Annotated in this window: 17 protein-coding genes; 6 read left to right on the top strand and 11 right to left on the bottom strand. The window is 64.5% G+C overall.

What is annotated here, in order from left to right; translation table 11 throughout:
• Positions 1-192: 192 nt before the first annotated feature.
• On the bottom strand, positions 193-1,203 hold the full coding sequence (locus FJ970_RS13960; protein ID WP_140762151.1) for a zinc-dependent alcohol dehydrogenase family protein: 1,011 nt from the start codon (positions 1,201-1,203) through the stop codon (positions 193-195).
• Between the two features lie 97 nt (positions 1,204-1,300).
• Between FJ970_RS13960 and FJ970_RS13955 the strand changes: the two genes are divergently transcribed.
• On the top strand, positions 1,301-2,230 hold the full coding sequence (locus FJ970_RS13955) for a LysR family transcriptional regulator (RefSeq protein WP_140762252.1): 930 nt from the start codon (positions 1,301-1,303) through the stop codon (positions 2,228-2,230).
• Between the two features lie 41 nt (positions 2,231-2,271).
• On the opposite strand, the gene FJ970_RS13950 is transcribed toward FJ970_RS13955, so the two are convergent.
• Positions 2,272-2,943 (bottom strand): helix-turn-helix transcriptional regulator, encoded by a 672-nt coding sequence (locus FJ970_RS13950; protein ID WP_227792126.1) that lies wholly within the window; start codon positions 2,941-2,943, stop codon positions 2,272-2,274.
• Between the two features lie 89 nt (positions 2,944-3,032).
• Between FJ970_RS13950 and FJ970_RS13945 the strand changes: the two genes are divergently transcribed.
• Positions 3,033-3,212: a helix-turn-helix domain-containing protein gene (locus tag FJ970_RS13945; RefSeq protein ID WP_263489053.1), complete on the top strand. Its 180-nt coding sequence runs from the start codon at positions 3,033-3,035 to the stop codon at positions 3,210-3,212.
• A 173-nt stretch (positions 3,213-3,385) separates the two neighbouring features.
• The gene (locus FJ970_RS33600) at positions 3,386-3,511 is read left to right on the top strand and encodes a hypothetical protein (RefSeq protein WP_263489054.1); all 126 of its coding nucleotides are present in this window, start codon (positions 3,386-3,388) and stop codon (positions 3,509-3,511) included.
• 157 nt (positions 3,512-3,668) lie between these two features.
• On the opposite strand, the gene FJ970_RS13940 is transcribed toward FJ970_RS33600, so the two are convergent.
• From FJ970_RS13940 to FJ970_RS13925, 4 genes are all read right to left on the bottom strand, one after another.
• On the bottom strand, positions 3,669-3,959 hold the full coding sequence (locus tag FJ970_RS13940; RefSeq protein WP_140762149.1) for a hypothetical protein: 291 nt from the start codon (positions 3,957-3,959) through the stop codon (positions 3,669-3,671).
• A gap of 321 nt (positions 3,960-4,280) precedes the next feature.
• Positions 4,281-5,039 carry a slipin family protein gene (locus FJ970_RS13935; RefSeq protein ID WP_140762146.1) on the bottom strand — a complete coding sequence of 253 codons (759 nt, stop codon included), beginning with the start codon at positions 5,037-5,039 and terminating at the stop codon, positions 4,281-4,283.
• Positions 5,036-6,403 (bottom strand): NfeD family protein, encoded by a 1,368-nt coding sequence (locus FJ970_RS13930; RefSeq protein ID WP_140762144.1) that lies wholly within the window; start codon positions 6,401-6,403, stop codon positions 5,036-5,038. The genes FJ970_RS13935 and FJ970_RS13930 overlap by 4 nt, the downstream gene beginning before the upstream one ends.
• A gap of 219 nt (positions 6,404-6,622) precedes the next feature.
• Positions 6,623-6,982 carry an SPW repeat protein gene (locus FJ970_RS13925; RefSeq protein ID WP_140762141.1) on the bottom strand — a complete coding sequence of 120 codons (360 nt, stop codon included), beginning with the start codon at positions 6,980-6,982 and terminating at the stop codon, positions 6,623-6,625.
• 452 nt (positions 6,983-7,434) lie between these two features.
• On the opposite strand from FJ970_RS13925, the gene FJ970_RS13920 reads away from it, so the two are divergent.
• Both FJ970_RS13920 and FJ970_RS13915 read left to right on the top strand, forming a co-directional pair.
• Positions 7,435-8,061, top strand: a complete 627-nt coding sequence (locus FJ970_RS13920; RefSeq protein ID WP_140762138.1) for a DUF1326 domain-containing protein — start codon at positions 7,435-7,437, stop codon at positions 8,059-8,061.
• A 131-nt stretch (positions 8,062-8,192) separates the two neighbouring features.
• Entirely contained in the window at positions 8,193-8,993 is an 801-nt protein-coding gene (locus FJ970_RS13915) for a DUF2182 domain-containing protein (protein ID WP_140762135.1), read from the top strand.
• Between the two features lie 33 nt (positions 8,994-9,026).
• Here the strand turns inward: FJ970_RS13915 and arsC are convergent, their stop codons facing one another.
• Genes arsC through FJ970_RS13900 form a run of 3 tightly spaced genes read right to left on the bottom strand, consistent with a single transcriptional unit; the run spans position 9,027 to position 10,500 of the window.
• The gene (gene arsC / locus FJ970_RS13910) at positions 9,027-9,446 is read right to left on the bottom strand and encodes an arsenate reductase (glutaredoxin) (protein ID WP_140762132.1); all 420 of its coding nucleotides are present in this window, start codon (positions 9,444-9,446) and stop codon (positions 9,027-9,029) included.
• Positions 9,443-10,150 carry an MIP/aquaporin family protein gene (locus tag FJ970_RS13905; RefSeq protein ID WP_140762130.1) on the bottom strand — a complete coding sequence of 236 codons (708 nt, stop codon included), beginning with the start codon at positions 10,148-10,150 and terminating at the stop codon, positions 9,443-9,445. Before FJ970_RS13905 ends, arsC begins: the two co-directional genes overlap by 4 nt.
• Positions 10,147-10,500 carry an ArsR/SmtB family transcription factor gene (locus tag FJ970_RS13900; RefSeq protein ID WP_140762127.1) on the bottom strand — a complete coding sequence of 118 codons (354 nt, stop codon included), beginning with the start codon at positions 10,498-10,500 and terminating at the stop codon, positions 10,147-10,149. The genes FJ970_RS13905 and FJ970_RS13900 overlap by 4 nt, the downstream gene beginning before the upstream one ends.
• A gap of 42 nt (positions 10,501-10,542) precedes the next feature.
• Between FJ970_RS13900 and FJ970_RS13895 the strand changes: the two genes are divergently transcribed.
• A complete protein-coding gene (locus tag FJ970_RS13895) occupies positions 10,543-11,082 on the top strand; it encodes a DUF6428 family protein (RefSeq protein ID WP_140762123.1) in 540 nt (179 codons plus the stop codon).
• A gap of 66 nt (positions 11,083-11,148) precedes the next feature.
• On the opposite strand, the gene FJ970_RS13890 is transcribed toward FJ970_RS13895, so the two are convergent.
• A complete protein-coding gene (locus tag FJ970_RS13890; RefSeq protein WP_140762120.1) occupies positions 11,149-11,835 on the bottom strand; it encodes an aspartyl/asparaginyl beta-hydroxylase domain-containing protein in 687 nt (228 codons plus the stop codon).
• 58 nt (positions 11,836-11,893) lie between these two features.
• Positions 11,894-13,387 (bottom strand): efflux transporter outer membrane subunit, encoded by a 1,494-nt coding sequence (locus FJ970_RS13885; RefSeq protein ID WP_140762118.1) that lies wholly within the window; start codon positions 13,385-13,387, stop codon positions 11,894-11,896.
• Positions 13,388-13,391 lie beyond the last annotated feature (4 nt).

Below are 13,391 nucleotides of genomic sequence, written 5' to 3'. Positions count from 1 at the left end.
CGAGTAATCTGCCCCCAAGTGGGGGAGATGGCCGGCAGGCCAGAGGGGGGCGCTGTCCCGCCGGCATGTCAGCAGTTTGCGATCGCAAGTTTATGCAGCTCCTCAGCGCTCTCAGATTGACCGAAAGGCCGCGATCCTTCGCGCCCCCTCTGCCCTGCCGGGCATCTCCCCACGAGGGGGAGATCGGCTACTTCACCACTCCAGCCCGAACACCAGCTTGCCGAAATGCAGGCCGCCGGCGGCCATGTGGGTGTAGGCTTCGGTCGCTTGATCGGGTGAAAACATCTTGTCGACCACCGGCTCGATCCGGGCCGCGCCGATGGCATGGGCGGCGTCGAAGAGATCGGACACGGATCCGGTGTTGTTGCCGACCACCTTCAGCGCCTTGATGATGATCGGCAGCAGATTGACCGTGGCCTCGGCGCCGGTGACGAAGCCGATGGTGAACAGCGTGCCGCCGGGCGCGGTGGCGTTGACGGCGCGGGCGAAGGTTGCGGTTCCGCCGGTCTCGACGATGAGGTCGGCGCCGAGACCGCCGGTCAGCTCCAGCACCTTGCCGTCCCAGTCGGGCGTCGCGCGGTAGTTGATGAGATGATCGGCGCCGAGTGCCTTCGCCCGCTCCAGCTTCTCGTCCGACGACGAGGTGATGATGACCGTGGCGCCGGCGGCCTTCGCGAGTTGCAGGGTGAAGATCGAGACGCCGCCCGTGCCAAGCAGCACGACGACCGAGCCCGGCCCGACATTGGCGGCGCTGATGGCGTTCCAGGCCGTGGTGCCGGCGATCGGCAGCGTCGAGGCCGCCTCGAAGGAGAGATGCGCCGGGACCGGCACCAGCGAATTGGCCGGCAGCGCCACATATTCGGCCAGCGATCCCGGCAGCGAGATGCCGCGCATCTGCGTCGTCTCGTAAGGCCGCGGCGGCCCACCGATCCAGCGCGGCTTGGCATGCGCGACGACGCGGTCGCCGATGGCGAATCTGGCAACGCCCTCGCCCAGCGCTACGATCTCGCCGGCGGCGTCGGCGACGGGGATGAGCGGAAAGCTCGGTCCGGGATAATTGCCGCTCGCCACCGCGACATCGACGAAATTGAGGCTCGCCGCGCGCTGACGGATCAGCACCTCCCCACGCTGCGGTTCGGGGGTTGCAACGGTGACGGCGCGGAAGGCGTCCAGCCTGGGCTGGCTGAGTTCGATGGCTTTCATGGTTTCACTCCGGTGGGACGATTGATGGATTGAGTGAACCTATTTGCTGCGCTATCTCTGGATAATCCTTGTTTTCTGCAATTGAGAACTGTGAATGATGCAGCAATCTCACGAACCCGCGGCCCTTGCCGAGATGGCCGCCTTCGCGGCCATCGCCGAGGCGCGCTCCTTCACCCGCGCGGCGGCGCGTGTCGGACGCGACGCGACCATCCTGTCGCGGCGCCTGCAATCGCTTGAGACGCGGCTGGGGGTGAGATTGCTCTCGCGCACGACGCGCAGCGTGTCGCTGACCGAAGCAGGCGCCGAATTCCTGGTGCGTGTGCGCGCCATCCTCGCTGCCGTCGACGAGGCCGAGGCCGTCGCGTCCGCGCATGCCGGGGGCGGCCCGCGCGGCGTGCTCAGGCTGGCCCTGCCCGGCACGTTCGGGCGCATGTGGATCGGGCCGCTGCTGCCTCAATTCCTTGCCGAATTTCCCGATGTGCGCATCGAGGCCGAATTCTCCAACCGCTTCACCGATCTGGTCGCCGAGAATTTCGATGTCGCCGTGCGGCTGGGCAGCCTGGAGGATTCGCGCCTGGTGGCACGCAAGGTGGCGACGCGACGCCGGCTGCTCTGCGCCGCCCCCTCCTATCTTGCCCGCAGGGGCAGGCCGGAGACACCGCAGGCACTGCTCGACCATTCCTGCCTGGGCTTCTCGGGCTTCCAGACCTTTCCGGCCTGGGAGATGACCGACCGCGAGGGCCGGCGCGCGCGCGTTGAGGTTTCCGGGCCATTGGTCAGCGACGACGCCGAGGTGCTGGTCGACGCCGCCGTGCAAGGCGTCGGCCTGATGATGAGCACCGACTGGCTGGTCGGCCGCGAGCTTGCCGATGGACGGCTGGTGCCCGTGCTGGAGGAGTGGACGCTGGCGGACGAAGGCGCGGTCTATGTCGTCACGCCCTCGGCCAAGGGAAAGGCCGCCAAGACCCGCGCCTTCGCCGACTGGATCGGCAAGCGCTTCGCGCCGGAGCCGCCCTGGCGGCGGTAAAGCCTCTGACCCGCTGGCGGTAGAGACCACGCGCTCCGCCCTCAGGGTCCATGAGCCGCCAGCGGCGTGCCGATGTCCGACACGAGTTTGACGAGGTCGGCTTGGCGTCTCGTGCCGGTTCTGGCGAAAATCCGATTGAGGTGGGTCTTCAAGGTGTTTTCACCAATGCCGAGCGACGACGCGCTCTTGGAGGCTGACAATCCGCCGCCGATCCGCAGCAGCACCCGGGCCTCCGCGGGTGTAAGGTCGAACAGCGTGATCAGAACGGCTTCCGGGAGGGGAGAAGCCGATGTCGTCGTCGATATGAACACAGCCGCGCATGCCGGCCGGAAAACCGCGCGCGCCGTTCCTTCAGTCAGCGGCAACACATAGGCAACGGCGGGCGGCTGGCCCTGGGCCGAAACCGGCAGCCCTATGCCGCGCGCGCCAAGCGAAGCATCCGCGCCCGCCGCACTGGCGATCGCGTCCAGAAGGGCGCGGGCCGCCACCGGATTCTGTGCCTGGAGCAGGCCGTTCCTGGAGAGAATGGGACCCTGCGCCGAAAACATCTGTTCGGCGGCCGCATTCGCATGGAGGATTGCTCCGTTGGCGTGGGTAAGCACGACAGGCACAGCCAGATGATCGAGCGCCTGGCGATAAAGATGGGTGATGACGCGGCCCTGGTCGAGCAGATCGCCGATCAGCGAAGCACGGCGCAGATGCGGCGAGAGCAATTATCGATCCCGGCATTTCCGCCCAAAGTGTCGCGCAACAACTCGGCCTGTCGGCGCGCTATGTCCACGACCTCCTTCAAGAGACGGGAATGAGCTTCTCTGAACGCGTTCTCGAACTGCGTTTGCAGAGCGCCCACAGGATGCTCTCGCACAAACACAGCGACATGCGGGTCAGCGACATCGCCCTGACAAGCGGATTCAGCGACGTATCGTACTTCAACCGCTGCTTTCGTCGCCGCTTCGGCTATACGCCGACAAGCGCCAGATAAGTTTTGCAGCTCTCGGTCCGATACCAGCCCGTGCGAGGCCGAGACCGATGACGCCGAACTGCCACAGTGCGCGCAAAAGACGCTGCTTTTCGCTCCAGTCCAATTCCAGTGCCGGCCTGCCCAAGACAAGGCCGGGCTCCAATGACATGTCAACCTCAGGGTGAAACAGCGCGGTGATCGAGACCGGCTTCGACCTGCCGATGTCGGCCAATGCGACACTTGGCCTGTCCTATGTCGGCCAGTTCGGCGGCCACAACACCGACAACGGGGCCAAGGCAGATCTCAGCGTCAGGTTCTGACAGTGAGAAAAGATCAGGCGGACCCAGCAAGGACGCAATATCTGGCGGGACAGCGCCGTTCCTGCCGGGCGACCGCGCAGAAATGGACAAAAAAGACCTCGCGGCCCTGCGGACCGCGAGGTTCAGCGATGCTAAAAGGCTTTGTAGCCGCTCTAACCTATCTATCCTTGCCAAGGCACGGATCGAACACCGGGATCAATGCCAACAACACCGCGGCTTCCTGGATCAATCCGGCCAATGCATGGTCGGCGAGCACGCAATCAGGACACAGCTGTCGCACCCTTTTCATCACATAATTGGTGGAAATTACTGAGCGGCGACGATAGCCCCGCAATGTAAGGAGAATGGCTGTCTGAAGCTCCATTGCCCCATGATGTACCGATTTTGACTGCTCGGACAGGCTATCCTGTTTATTCCGGTATTCTGAACTCAAATGAAGGGTGGACATCCGCCATCCTCTCCAAAATATCGCAGCGGACGCCCTGTTACCCGAAGAAACCACTCTCGACTTTGATCTAGGACAAAGACTTATGGTTTATTTCTCACTTATTTTGAGTGTGCCTTGCAGTGCGTAAGCACGCCTTCTTGACGGAAACTGTTCCACATTTTTCCTGGACTTGTTGTTGTAGCGTTGAGCCAGACCAGGCCGAGCCGAGGGTGGACGATATCGAGAGCCCGGAAGCGAGCGTATTTGACGTCCGTGGGACCGGAAGCGCAGGAACCTGCAGGCTGGCTGAACTCACCCAGTTGGGAGGCGGAAAGGGGTTGCTTACTTCCCCTGCCCTTTCAGGAATTGACCGAGCAGGTCCACCGGCAACGGGAACACCACGGTGGAGGAGCGCTCGCCGGCGATGTCATGCAAGGCCTCGAAATAGCGCAGCTGCATGGCCTGCGGCTCGGCCGCCAGCATGCGGCCCGCCTCGACCAGTTTCGCAGCCGCCTGCTGCTCGCCTTCGGCATTGATCACCTTGGCGCGCCGCAGCCGCTCGGCCTCGGCCTGCTTGGCGATGGCGCGGACCATGTTCTCGTTGAGGTCGACATGCTTGATCTCGACATTGGACACCTTGATGCCCCACGCATCGGTGCGCTGGTCAAGGATTTCCTGGATGTCGCTGTTGAGCCTGTCGCGCTCGGCCAGCATCTCGTCGAGTTCGTGCTTGCCGAGCACCGATCGCAGCGTGGTCTGCGCCAGCTGGTTGGTGGCGGCCATGTAGTCCTCGACCTGGATGACCGCCCGTTCGGCGTCGACGATGCGGAAATAGAGCACGGCATTGACCTTCACCGAGACGTTGTCGCGCGAAATCACGTCCTGCGGCGGCACGTCCTGCACCACCACGCGCAGGTCGACCTTCACCATCTGCTGGACGAAGGGAACGAGGATGATGAGCCCGGGCCCCTTGACCCCGGTGAAGCGGCCGAGCGTGAAGACCACGCCGCGCTGATATTCCCGGAGGATGCGGATGGCCGCGGACAGGAATATGACCACAATTAGCGCTAGTACCAGATAGGCCACATAGCCGATGTTCATTGCCTTGCTCCATTCCTTCCCGCGTCGCGCCGCCGCACGGTCAGCACGAGGTCGCTGATGTCCGTCACCTCGACGCTGTCGCCGGCCGCGACGGGTTCATCGGCCTTCGCTCGCCAGCGCTCGCCCAGGGCCAGCACATGGCCCTCGCCGCCCTGCCAGTCGAGGATCTCGGCCGGCTGGCCGCGCATCGCTTCGCCGCCGACGCGCGGCGGGTTCCGGCGCGCCGCCCAGAGATAGGTACCGCTCAGCAGCGCCAATCCAAGCGTCAGCGCGGCGGCCGGACCGATGACGGCCCATGACATGGCAAAGCCCGGCCCCTCGATCCGCAGCAGCATGGCGGCACCGAACAGAAAGGCGGCCACGCCGCCGAGCCCGAGCACGACGGTGGGATTGAAGGCCTCGATGATGAGGAAAACGATGCCGAGCAGCATCAGGGCAAGGCCGGTATAGTTGATCGGCAGGAGATCGAGCGCATAAAGGCCGAGCACGAGACAGGTGGTGCCGATGACGCCGGGCGCGACCGCGCCCGGGCTGGTGAACTCGAAGACGATGCCATAGACGCCGACCAGCATCAGGATGACGGCGGTGTTCGGATCGGTGATGACGGAAAGCAGCTGGATGAACCAGCCCGGCTCCAGCGTCTCGACCGGCAGCCCCTTCGTCGCCAGCACCACTTTCTTGCCGGCCACATCGACGGTCCGCCCATCGGCCAGTTGCAGGAGCTCGGTGGTGTCGCGAGCGACGAAATCGATCACATGTTCCTGCAATGCCGCATTGGCCGACAGGCTCGCCGCTTCGCGCACGGCCTTCTCGCCCCAGTCGCCATTGCGATTGCGCAGTTCGGCGAGCGAGCGGATCAGGGCGACCGCGTCATTGGTCACCTTGGTCATCATCGCGTCGCCCGCCGGCCGTCCGGTGGCATCCTTCTGGTTGTCCTTCTGGTCGCCCGGAAGCGCCGGCAGCCCGCCCATCTCCACCGGTGTCGCGGCACCCAGATTGGTGCCGGGCGCCATGGCCGCGACATGGGTGGCATAGAGGATGTAGGTGCCGGCACTCGCCGCATGGCCACCGGCAGGCGCGACATAGCCGATGACGGGCACCGGCGAAGCCAGGATATCGGAGATCATCTGGCGCATCGAGGTGACCAGCCCGCCGGGCGTGTCGAGTTTAAGGATGAGGACCGCGGCGTCCCGTTTGGCGGCGACGCCGAGCGCTTCCTCGAGCTGCCTTGCGCTTGCCGGCCCGATGGCGCCATCGATCGCCACGCTCAGCGCAACCTTCTCGCTCCCGGCCGAAGGGAAGAGAGAAACGACAGCCGCGGCGACGAAGGCCGCGGCGAAAAGGGCCACCCGCGCGAAGGTCACGCTCAAACTCCTACCCAAGATATGGGTTCGATCTCATCGAAATCCATGAGCAGGCCTCCCGTTCGCAAGCGGGTGGCCAGATCGGCACGGGCGGACCGGCAAAAGGATGCCGGCACCGGAGCGCCAGCCCAAATTTCGCGTACCTTGGGCGCGCATTCCAGATCTGCGGGAGGAGCCCGTCACTCGCGCGCCGAGCCCCCACCCTTGGTCCGTCCCAGATCACGCGTGCGCGTGCGGGTGACGGAAGTCCCAGACGGCCCAGCCGGATACGGCAACCACCAGCACGCCGAGAACGACGTCGGTGGCCATCGCATGTGTGTTCGCCATGAAACCGAGTAGCCAGGGCGAAACGATCAGCCAGAGCCCGAGAACGACACTCACCCATTCTTCCCACTCGGCGAATGCGGTAAGCGCTGCCAGAGCCATGACACCCAGCACGACGCCAACAACCCAGGCGTTCCATGCAGGTGCGGTCTCAGCAGCGAAGCCGATTACCCAAGGTGAGATGAACAGGCAGATGGCAAGGACCAGATTGAGCCAGTCCTGGCCCTTCTTTCCTTCCATGAGCATATTAGCCATGACAACCTCCATAGATGAAGCTTGACCAAAGCAATTCGCGTGCGACGCACGCTTACCCATTGATGTAATTATGCTTCACGTGGCCTTCAAGACCTGCTCGGCGGCAGGCTCGGCCGGGCGTAGCTAGGGTTCCCTGCACCCTTTGCGGTCGCCTCGCTCCCGAACGGGATCAGTGCGCGGCATTCCCAGTGCAGGGATTGCAGCCGAGGTTTTGCCCCGGGGCGCAAATCCCAGGGTTGTCGTTGCCGACAATCGTGAGAAATTCGAAGCGCGGCACCTTCTCCGCTGGTGATTGACAGTGCCGGGCAACGGCGTAGCGTATGCCTACTGGTCTGGCGCGCCGATCGTTCGCGGGGTTGGACTGTCTGCCGCTCGAAAATGCAAGGAAAAGCGGCGCCACCTGGCCAAGAAAGCGGCGATATTCCGGCCCGCCTCGCACTCGGGAGGAGCCAATGGCAACCAGTTGGCAGTTGTCCGGAAATTATTTCGAAAATTGTAACTGCGACGTCGTCTGTCCCTGCCTGATGTCACCCAAAGCGCAACTGACGTCAAAGCCGACGCAGGGCGTCTGCGACGTTGCCCTGGCCTTTCACATCGACACCGGCAATTTCGGTGATGCGCGGTTGGACGGCCTCAACGTCGCGATGGTCGCGCGCACGCCCGGTCCGATGGCGGAGGGCAACTGGACGGCCGCTGCCTATATCGACGAACGGGCCGATGACACGCAAATGGAGGCGCTGGGCGCGATCTTCACCGGCGCCGCAGGCGGCCCGATGGCTATGCTCGCGCCGATGATCGGCACGAACCTGGGAGCCAAGAAGGCGCCGATCAGGTACCAGATCGATGGCAAGAAGCGGTCGGTGGAGATCCCGGGGGTCATGCATGTTGCGGTCGAACCGCTGCCGACGATGCGCGAGGACGGAGAGATGTGGGCGGCCACCGGCCATCCCATCAACCCCGACAAGCTGTTCATGGCGATGGGCGTGCAAGACAGCACGTTCAGCGACCACGGCATGCGCTGGGACAATTCCCGCCGCAACGGGCACTACGCTTCGATCAACTGGTCGGGCCAACAATAGGTCCGGCCGCCAGAGCGGGACGCTCCATTCGGTCAATGGGTCCGGCTCCGTCTCTTTGTTTCAGGGGTGTTTCTGCAATGCCGGCGGACTGAGTTCGGCTGCGAAATGCTCGATCGGAACGGACTTGGGCCATGCTCGATGCTGGGACCCCGTCACTGGCGCTGCAGCGAAACATCATCGCTGCGCTGCTGATCGCCGTTGCCGCCGCGGCCTGGGCCATGCTCATCCGGCTGCAGATCGGCATGGACATGCCGATGGCCATGAACACGCCCACGATGGGCATGAATGCGCTACTGTTCCTCGTCGTCTGGATCATCATGATGGTCGCCATGATGTTCCCGACGGCCGCCCCCATGATCCTGACGTTTCACCAGGTCCAGGCCGGGCGGCGGGGGCCCGGCGCAACCTTTGTCTCGACCTGGGTATTCGTGGGCGGGTATATGCTGGTCTGGGGCCCGTCGGGCGTACTCGCCTTTGCCGGCGCGGCGGGCGCGGAGAATATTGCCGGGCGAGAGGGAATGTCCACGGCGACGGCCGCTCGCATCGGCGGCGCGCTGCTGATGGTTGCGGGTGCCTACCAGCTCTCGCCGCTGAAGGATTTGTGCCTGGCCAAATGCCGTACTCCAATGAGCTTCATCCTGACCTCATGGCGCGACGGGCACTGGGGCGCGGTGCGCATGGGCTTGGAGCATGGGCTCCTTTGCCTGGGCTGCTGCTGGCTCCTGTTTCTCACTCTCTTCCCGCTCGGGATCATGAACATCGCGGTCATGGCCGTGGTCACGCTGCTGGTCTTTGCGGAAAAGACCTTCCCGATGGGAGAGAGGCTAGCAAGGCTGGCGGGCGCCGCCTTGCTGCTCTACGGCGCGGCGGTGCTGGTCCTTCCACGGTTGCTGCCGACTTTTCCGGCAGCCGAAGCCATGGCTGGAATGTGATGGCTTGATCGCATTCGACGGACCCCTCTACAGTCAGTCTGGTATCGTGCCACGGTCACCGGTGACCACCTCGCCGTCTTCCTTGGTGAAATGGATCGCCGGATGGTCAAGCAGGTCGAGCACAAGCTCGGATGGCCGGCACAGCCGCGTCCCCTTGGCTGTTTCGACGATCGGCCGGTTGATCAGGATCGGATGCTCCAGCATGGCATCGAGCAGTTCCTCATCGTTCCATTTGGCATCAGCCAGGCCAAGCTCGGCATAGGGCGTGCCCTTTTCGCGCAGCAAGGCGCGCACCGGAATTCCCATGGCGGCAATAAGCTGGCGCAGGCGGTCCCGGCTGGGTGGGTATTTCAGATATTCGATGACCACCGGCTCCTCGCCGCTCGCCCTGATCATGGCAAGCGTGTTGCGCGAGGTGCCGCAGTCGGGATTGTGGTAGATCGTTACGGTCATGGCCTGGTCTCGACGGCAAGAGGTTGGATTTCGGCTTGCGGCTGCAGCAGCCATGTCATCAGCGCCAAGGCGAGGCCGGCGCCCGCGAACTCGGCGGCGATGAAGCCGGGAAGGCTTGCCCAGCTGATTCCGGAATACGTGTCGGTGAACGCCCTTGCCACCGCGACCGCGGGATTGGCGAAGGACGTCGAGGCGGTGAACCAGTAGGCAGCGGTGATATAGAGGCCGACCAGCCAGGGCACGGAGGCACGTTCGAAGCGCAGGCCGGCGAGGATGACGGCGAGCAGGCCGAAGGTGGCAACGCCCTCCGAAAGCCATTGCGCGGCGCCGGTGCGGCCATGCGTCGACAGCACCAGCGGCGCCAGGCCGAACATCAGATGAGCGATCATCGTTCCGGCAATGCCCCCGGCAAGTTGGGCCAGCATGTACAAGGCGCAATCGCTGGCCGGCAGGCGGCGCGAAAGTGTTAGGGCGAGCGACACTGCCGGATTGAAATGGGCACCAGATATCGGGCCGAGGATTGAGATCAGCACGACCAGGCTCGCACCGGTTGGCAGCGTGTTGCAGAGAAGTGCCAGCGCGCCGTCGCTCGTCAGCGACTGCGCCATAATGCCTGAACCGACGACCGTAGCCACCAGCAGCGCCGTGCCGAGGCCTTCGGCGACCAGGCGTCGCGGCAGGTCGAATTGACGCTCGACTGTCATCGAACCGTCTCCTGCGCATCGGCCGCGCAGCAGCTCGGCGCCAGCGCCGGAGCGCAGATTTCGGGCCTTCCGTAGCAGCAATCCTCCATCAGGAAGCGGATCAGCCCGCTCAGCGCATCATACTCGGCGCTGTAGACCATGGACCGGGAATCACGCCGCACGCTCACCAGTCCTGCCCATTCGAGCTCCTTCAGGTGGAAGCTCACATTGGACGCCGAGACCTCGACTTTCTCTGCGATAGCGCCTGCGGCAACACCATCCGGACCCGCAATCACCAGATGCCGCAGGATGCGCAGACGCGTCTCCTGCGAAAGCGCCGCGAAAGCGGACAGGGCTTGACGTTCATTCATATTTCAACAATCCTAGAAATGTTGAAACAAGGATTACCGCACATGCTCGTCTCTGACAATCGGGAATTTGAACCCACCATCGTCAGTGATCCCGAGGACATCGCCATCGCTGGCCTCCTGGGCTTTCTGGCCGGTCACAAGGACAGGCCGTTGGTGTTTTTCTACGATGGCCGGCCGGTAAAGCCCGGCTACCACGTCACCGAGGTGAAGGCGGGCACGTTCGCCGCGCTGGATTGCGGCGCCAATCCGGAAGCCTGGGCCGAGATCTTCATCCAGCTCTGGGACGTCGACGAGGGCGACCGCACGCATATGCCGGCCGGGAAATTCTCCGCGATCATCCGCAAGGTGACGGAGCATGTCGACCTCGATCCGTCCGCCCGGCTCACTTTCGAGGTCAGCGACGGTGTACGCCCGATCGCGCTTTATCGGGCCGCCCTTCCCCGGCTGGCCGACGGCGCGGTACATGTCGAGCTTTCGCCCCGGCCTGCAAGCTGCAAGCCGCGCGACCGTTGGCTGGAGGAAGAGCGGAAAGCCAAGGCCTGTTGCGAGCCTTCCGCCGGCTCGCAACCTTGCTGCGGATAAGTCGGTCGCCGCAAAGCAGGAAAGGCCCTCGCCTCACTCAGAGATAGGGTGCTCGCGCTCCCAGGTTCAGCCGGAGAAGGACACGCCCCTGTGGCGCATTCCCACCTGCACGCCGCGCACGATCAACCGGGACAGGACTTCCATGTCCAGCGGCATTCCTGGACGCCAGACGTCGAGCAGCAGCGCAATGCGGGGCTCGTCGGCGTTGTTCATCACCTCGTGCGGGAAAGTGTCGTCCCAGAGCAGGCCTTCGCCATCCGTGATCCGCTTCTCCTGATGATTGATCATCATGATGGTCGCCGGGCGGCCATCGGCCTGCCGCGGAATGACCAGGCCGAGGTGAAAGCGCATGATGGCGCGAAACGGTCCGCGATGGCTGGGAATGTGCTTGCGCGGCGCCAGGAACGAGATGGCCGCCGATTTGACTTCGGGGCACTCGGCCAGCAACTGGCTCAGAACCGGCATCCGCGCCAGGTTTTCGGGTATGCCGATGTCGTAGGCCTTGAGCACGAACATGCGCCAGTCGAGACCGTCATTGGCCGAGATGTCGGCCTGTTCCGGCATGATGTCGTGGAAGCGCGGCGCCCCGCCCAGCCGCACGGCAAGCGCTTCGTCGCGTATGCCGCGCCAGGCGGCGGTGAATTTCGCCGCCTTCGGAAAATCGCTGGCGGCATCGAGGATAGCCGGCGCGTCTATGCGCTTTTCATAGACACGCCGGACCCCATTGGATGCAAGATCGTAGATGCGCGACATCTCATTGCCTCGAGGACACCATAAACGGGCCGCCGATGGTTCGGGTTGCACATTTTGTTCATTGCGTCGTGAGCGTCGATACTATCCGTGGCCCGGTCCCGACATCGACGATCTCAGGCCTGGTGCTATCGACCGCGCCGTTCCAGCCGCCGCCGAGCGCCTTGTTGAGGGCGATATAGTTGGTCGCCAGCAAGACGCGGCTCTGCAACAATGAATCCTCGGCCGAGTAGAGCGAGCGCTGGGCGTCGAGCACGTCGAGAAGACTGGTCTCGCCGGCCTTGTAGAGCGTGCCTTCGAGACGTGCCGCATCGCCATAGGATTTCGCCGACGCGGCAAGCTTGCCGAAGCGGATACGCTCCTGCGCCAGCGCAACGAGTGCGTTCTCGACATCCTCGAGCGCGGTCAGCACCGAAGACCGGTAGGCGATGAAATACTGGTCGCGCTGTGCCTGGGCGACCTCGACGGCCGCTTTCAGCTGCCCGGCATTGAACAGCGGCGCGCTGAGCGTCGGCCCGAAGGACCAGCCGATGGACGAATTCTTGCCGAGGTCGCCGAGATTGAGGGCCGCCGTACTGATGTTTCCCGTCAGGCTGACCGTGGGATAGCGCGCGGCCTCCGCCTGGCCGACCTTGGCGTTGTATTGCGCGTATTGCCGCTCGGCCATGCGCACGTCGGGACGCGACAGCAGGATATCGGCGGGAATCCCGGTCGGCATCGGCAGGCGTGGCGCCGGGATCGGCTTGCTGCGCTTCAGGCGCTCGTTGAGTGCCGCCGGCGGCCGGCCGGTGAGCACCGACAAGCGATGCAGCGCTTCGGCATAGCTTGCCTCCAGCGTCGGCACCGCGGCCTCGGTGCTGGCCGCTTGGCCCATCGCCTTGGCAACATCGGCGGCGGTCGCAGTGCCCGCCTGCGCCATGGTGCGGGTGAGTTCGGCGGTCTGCCGCTGCGACGCGGCCGAACGCCGGGCGAGCGCGATGCGCGCCTGATAGCCGCGTGCCTGGGTGTAGTCGGACGCGACATCGCCGACCAGGGTCAAAAGGGTCGAGCGCAATTCCTGCTCGGACGCGTCCACCCCATAGCGTGCCGCCTCGACACCTCTGCGGTTGGCGCCGAACAGGTCGAGTTCCCAGCTGGCGTCGAAGCCGGCCTGGTATTCCGCGTAGACGGAATTGGTGCCAGATGTCGTCTCGGCTGACTTGTTGCGCGTGACCGAGCCGGATCCATCCACCGACGGCGCCAATGCGCCGGCGGACTGGCGATAGCTGGCGCGCGCCTCGCGGATCTTGGCCTTCGTCGTGGCGACATCGAGATTGCCGGCGACCGCTTCCTCGACAAGCGTGTCGAGCTGCGGGTCGCGCAGGCGCTGCCACCATTGCGAAAGCTGCGCCGGCTGGACGGACTTCGTCGGCTTCTGGCCGCTCCAGTTTGCCGGCATCGGCAGGATGGCTGTCCGGTAGTCCGGCCCGACGACGCATCCCGCGAGCAAGGCCGCGCCGAGAACAGGCGCAAGGAGCCGCCCCGCGGCCAGCGGGCCACGTTCAAAACCTGTCATGTGA

Source organism: Mesorhizobium sp. B2-1-8 (genome assembly GCF_006442545.2).
Classification (GTDB): Bacteria; Pseudomonadota; Alphaproteobacteria; order Rhizobiales; family Rhizobiaceae; genus Mesorhizobium.
The sequence above is the reverse complement of the archived record's forward strand: the minus strand, read 5'-3'. Positions and strand labels throughout refer to the sequence as shown.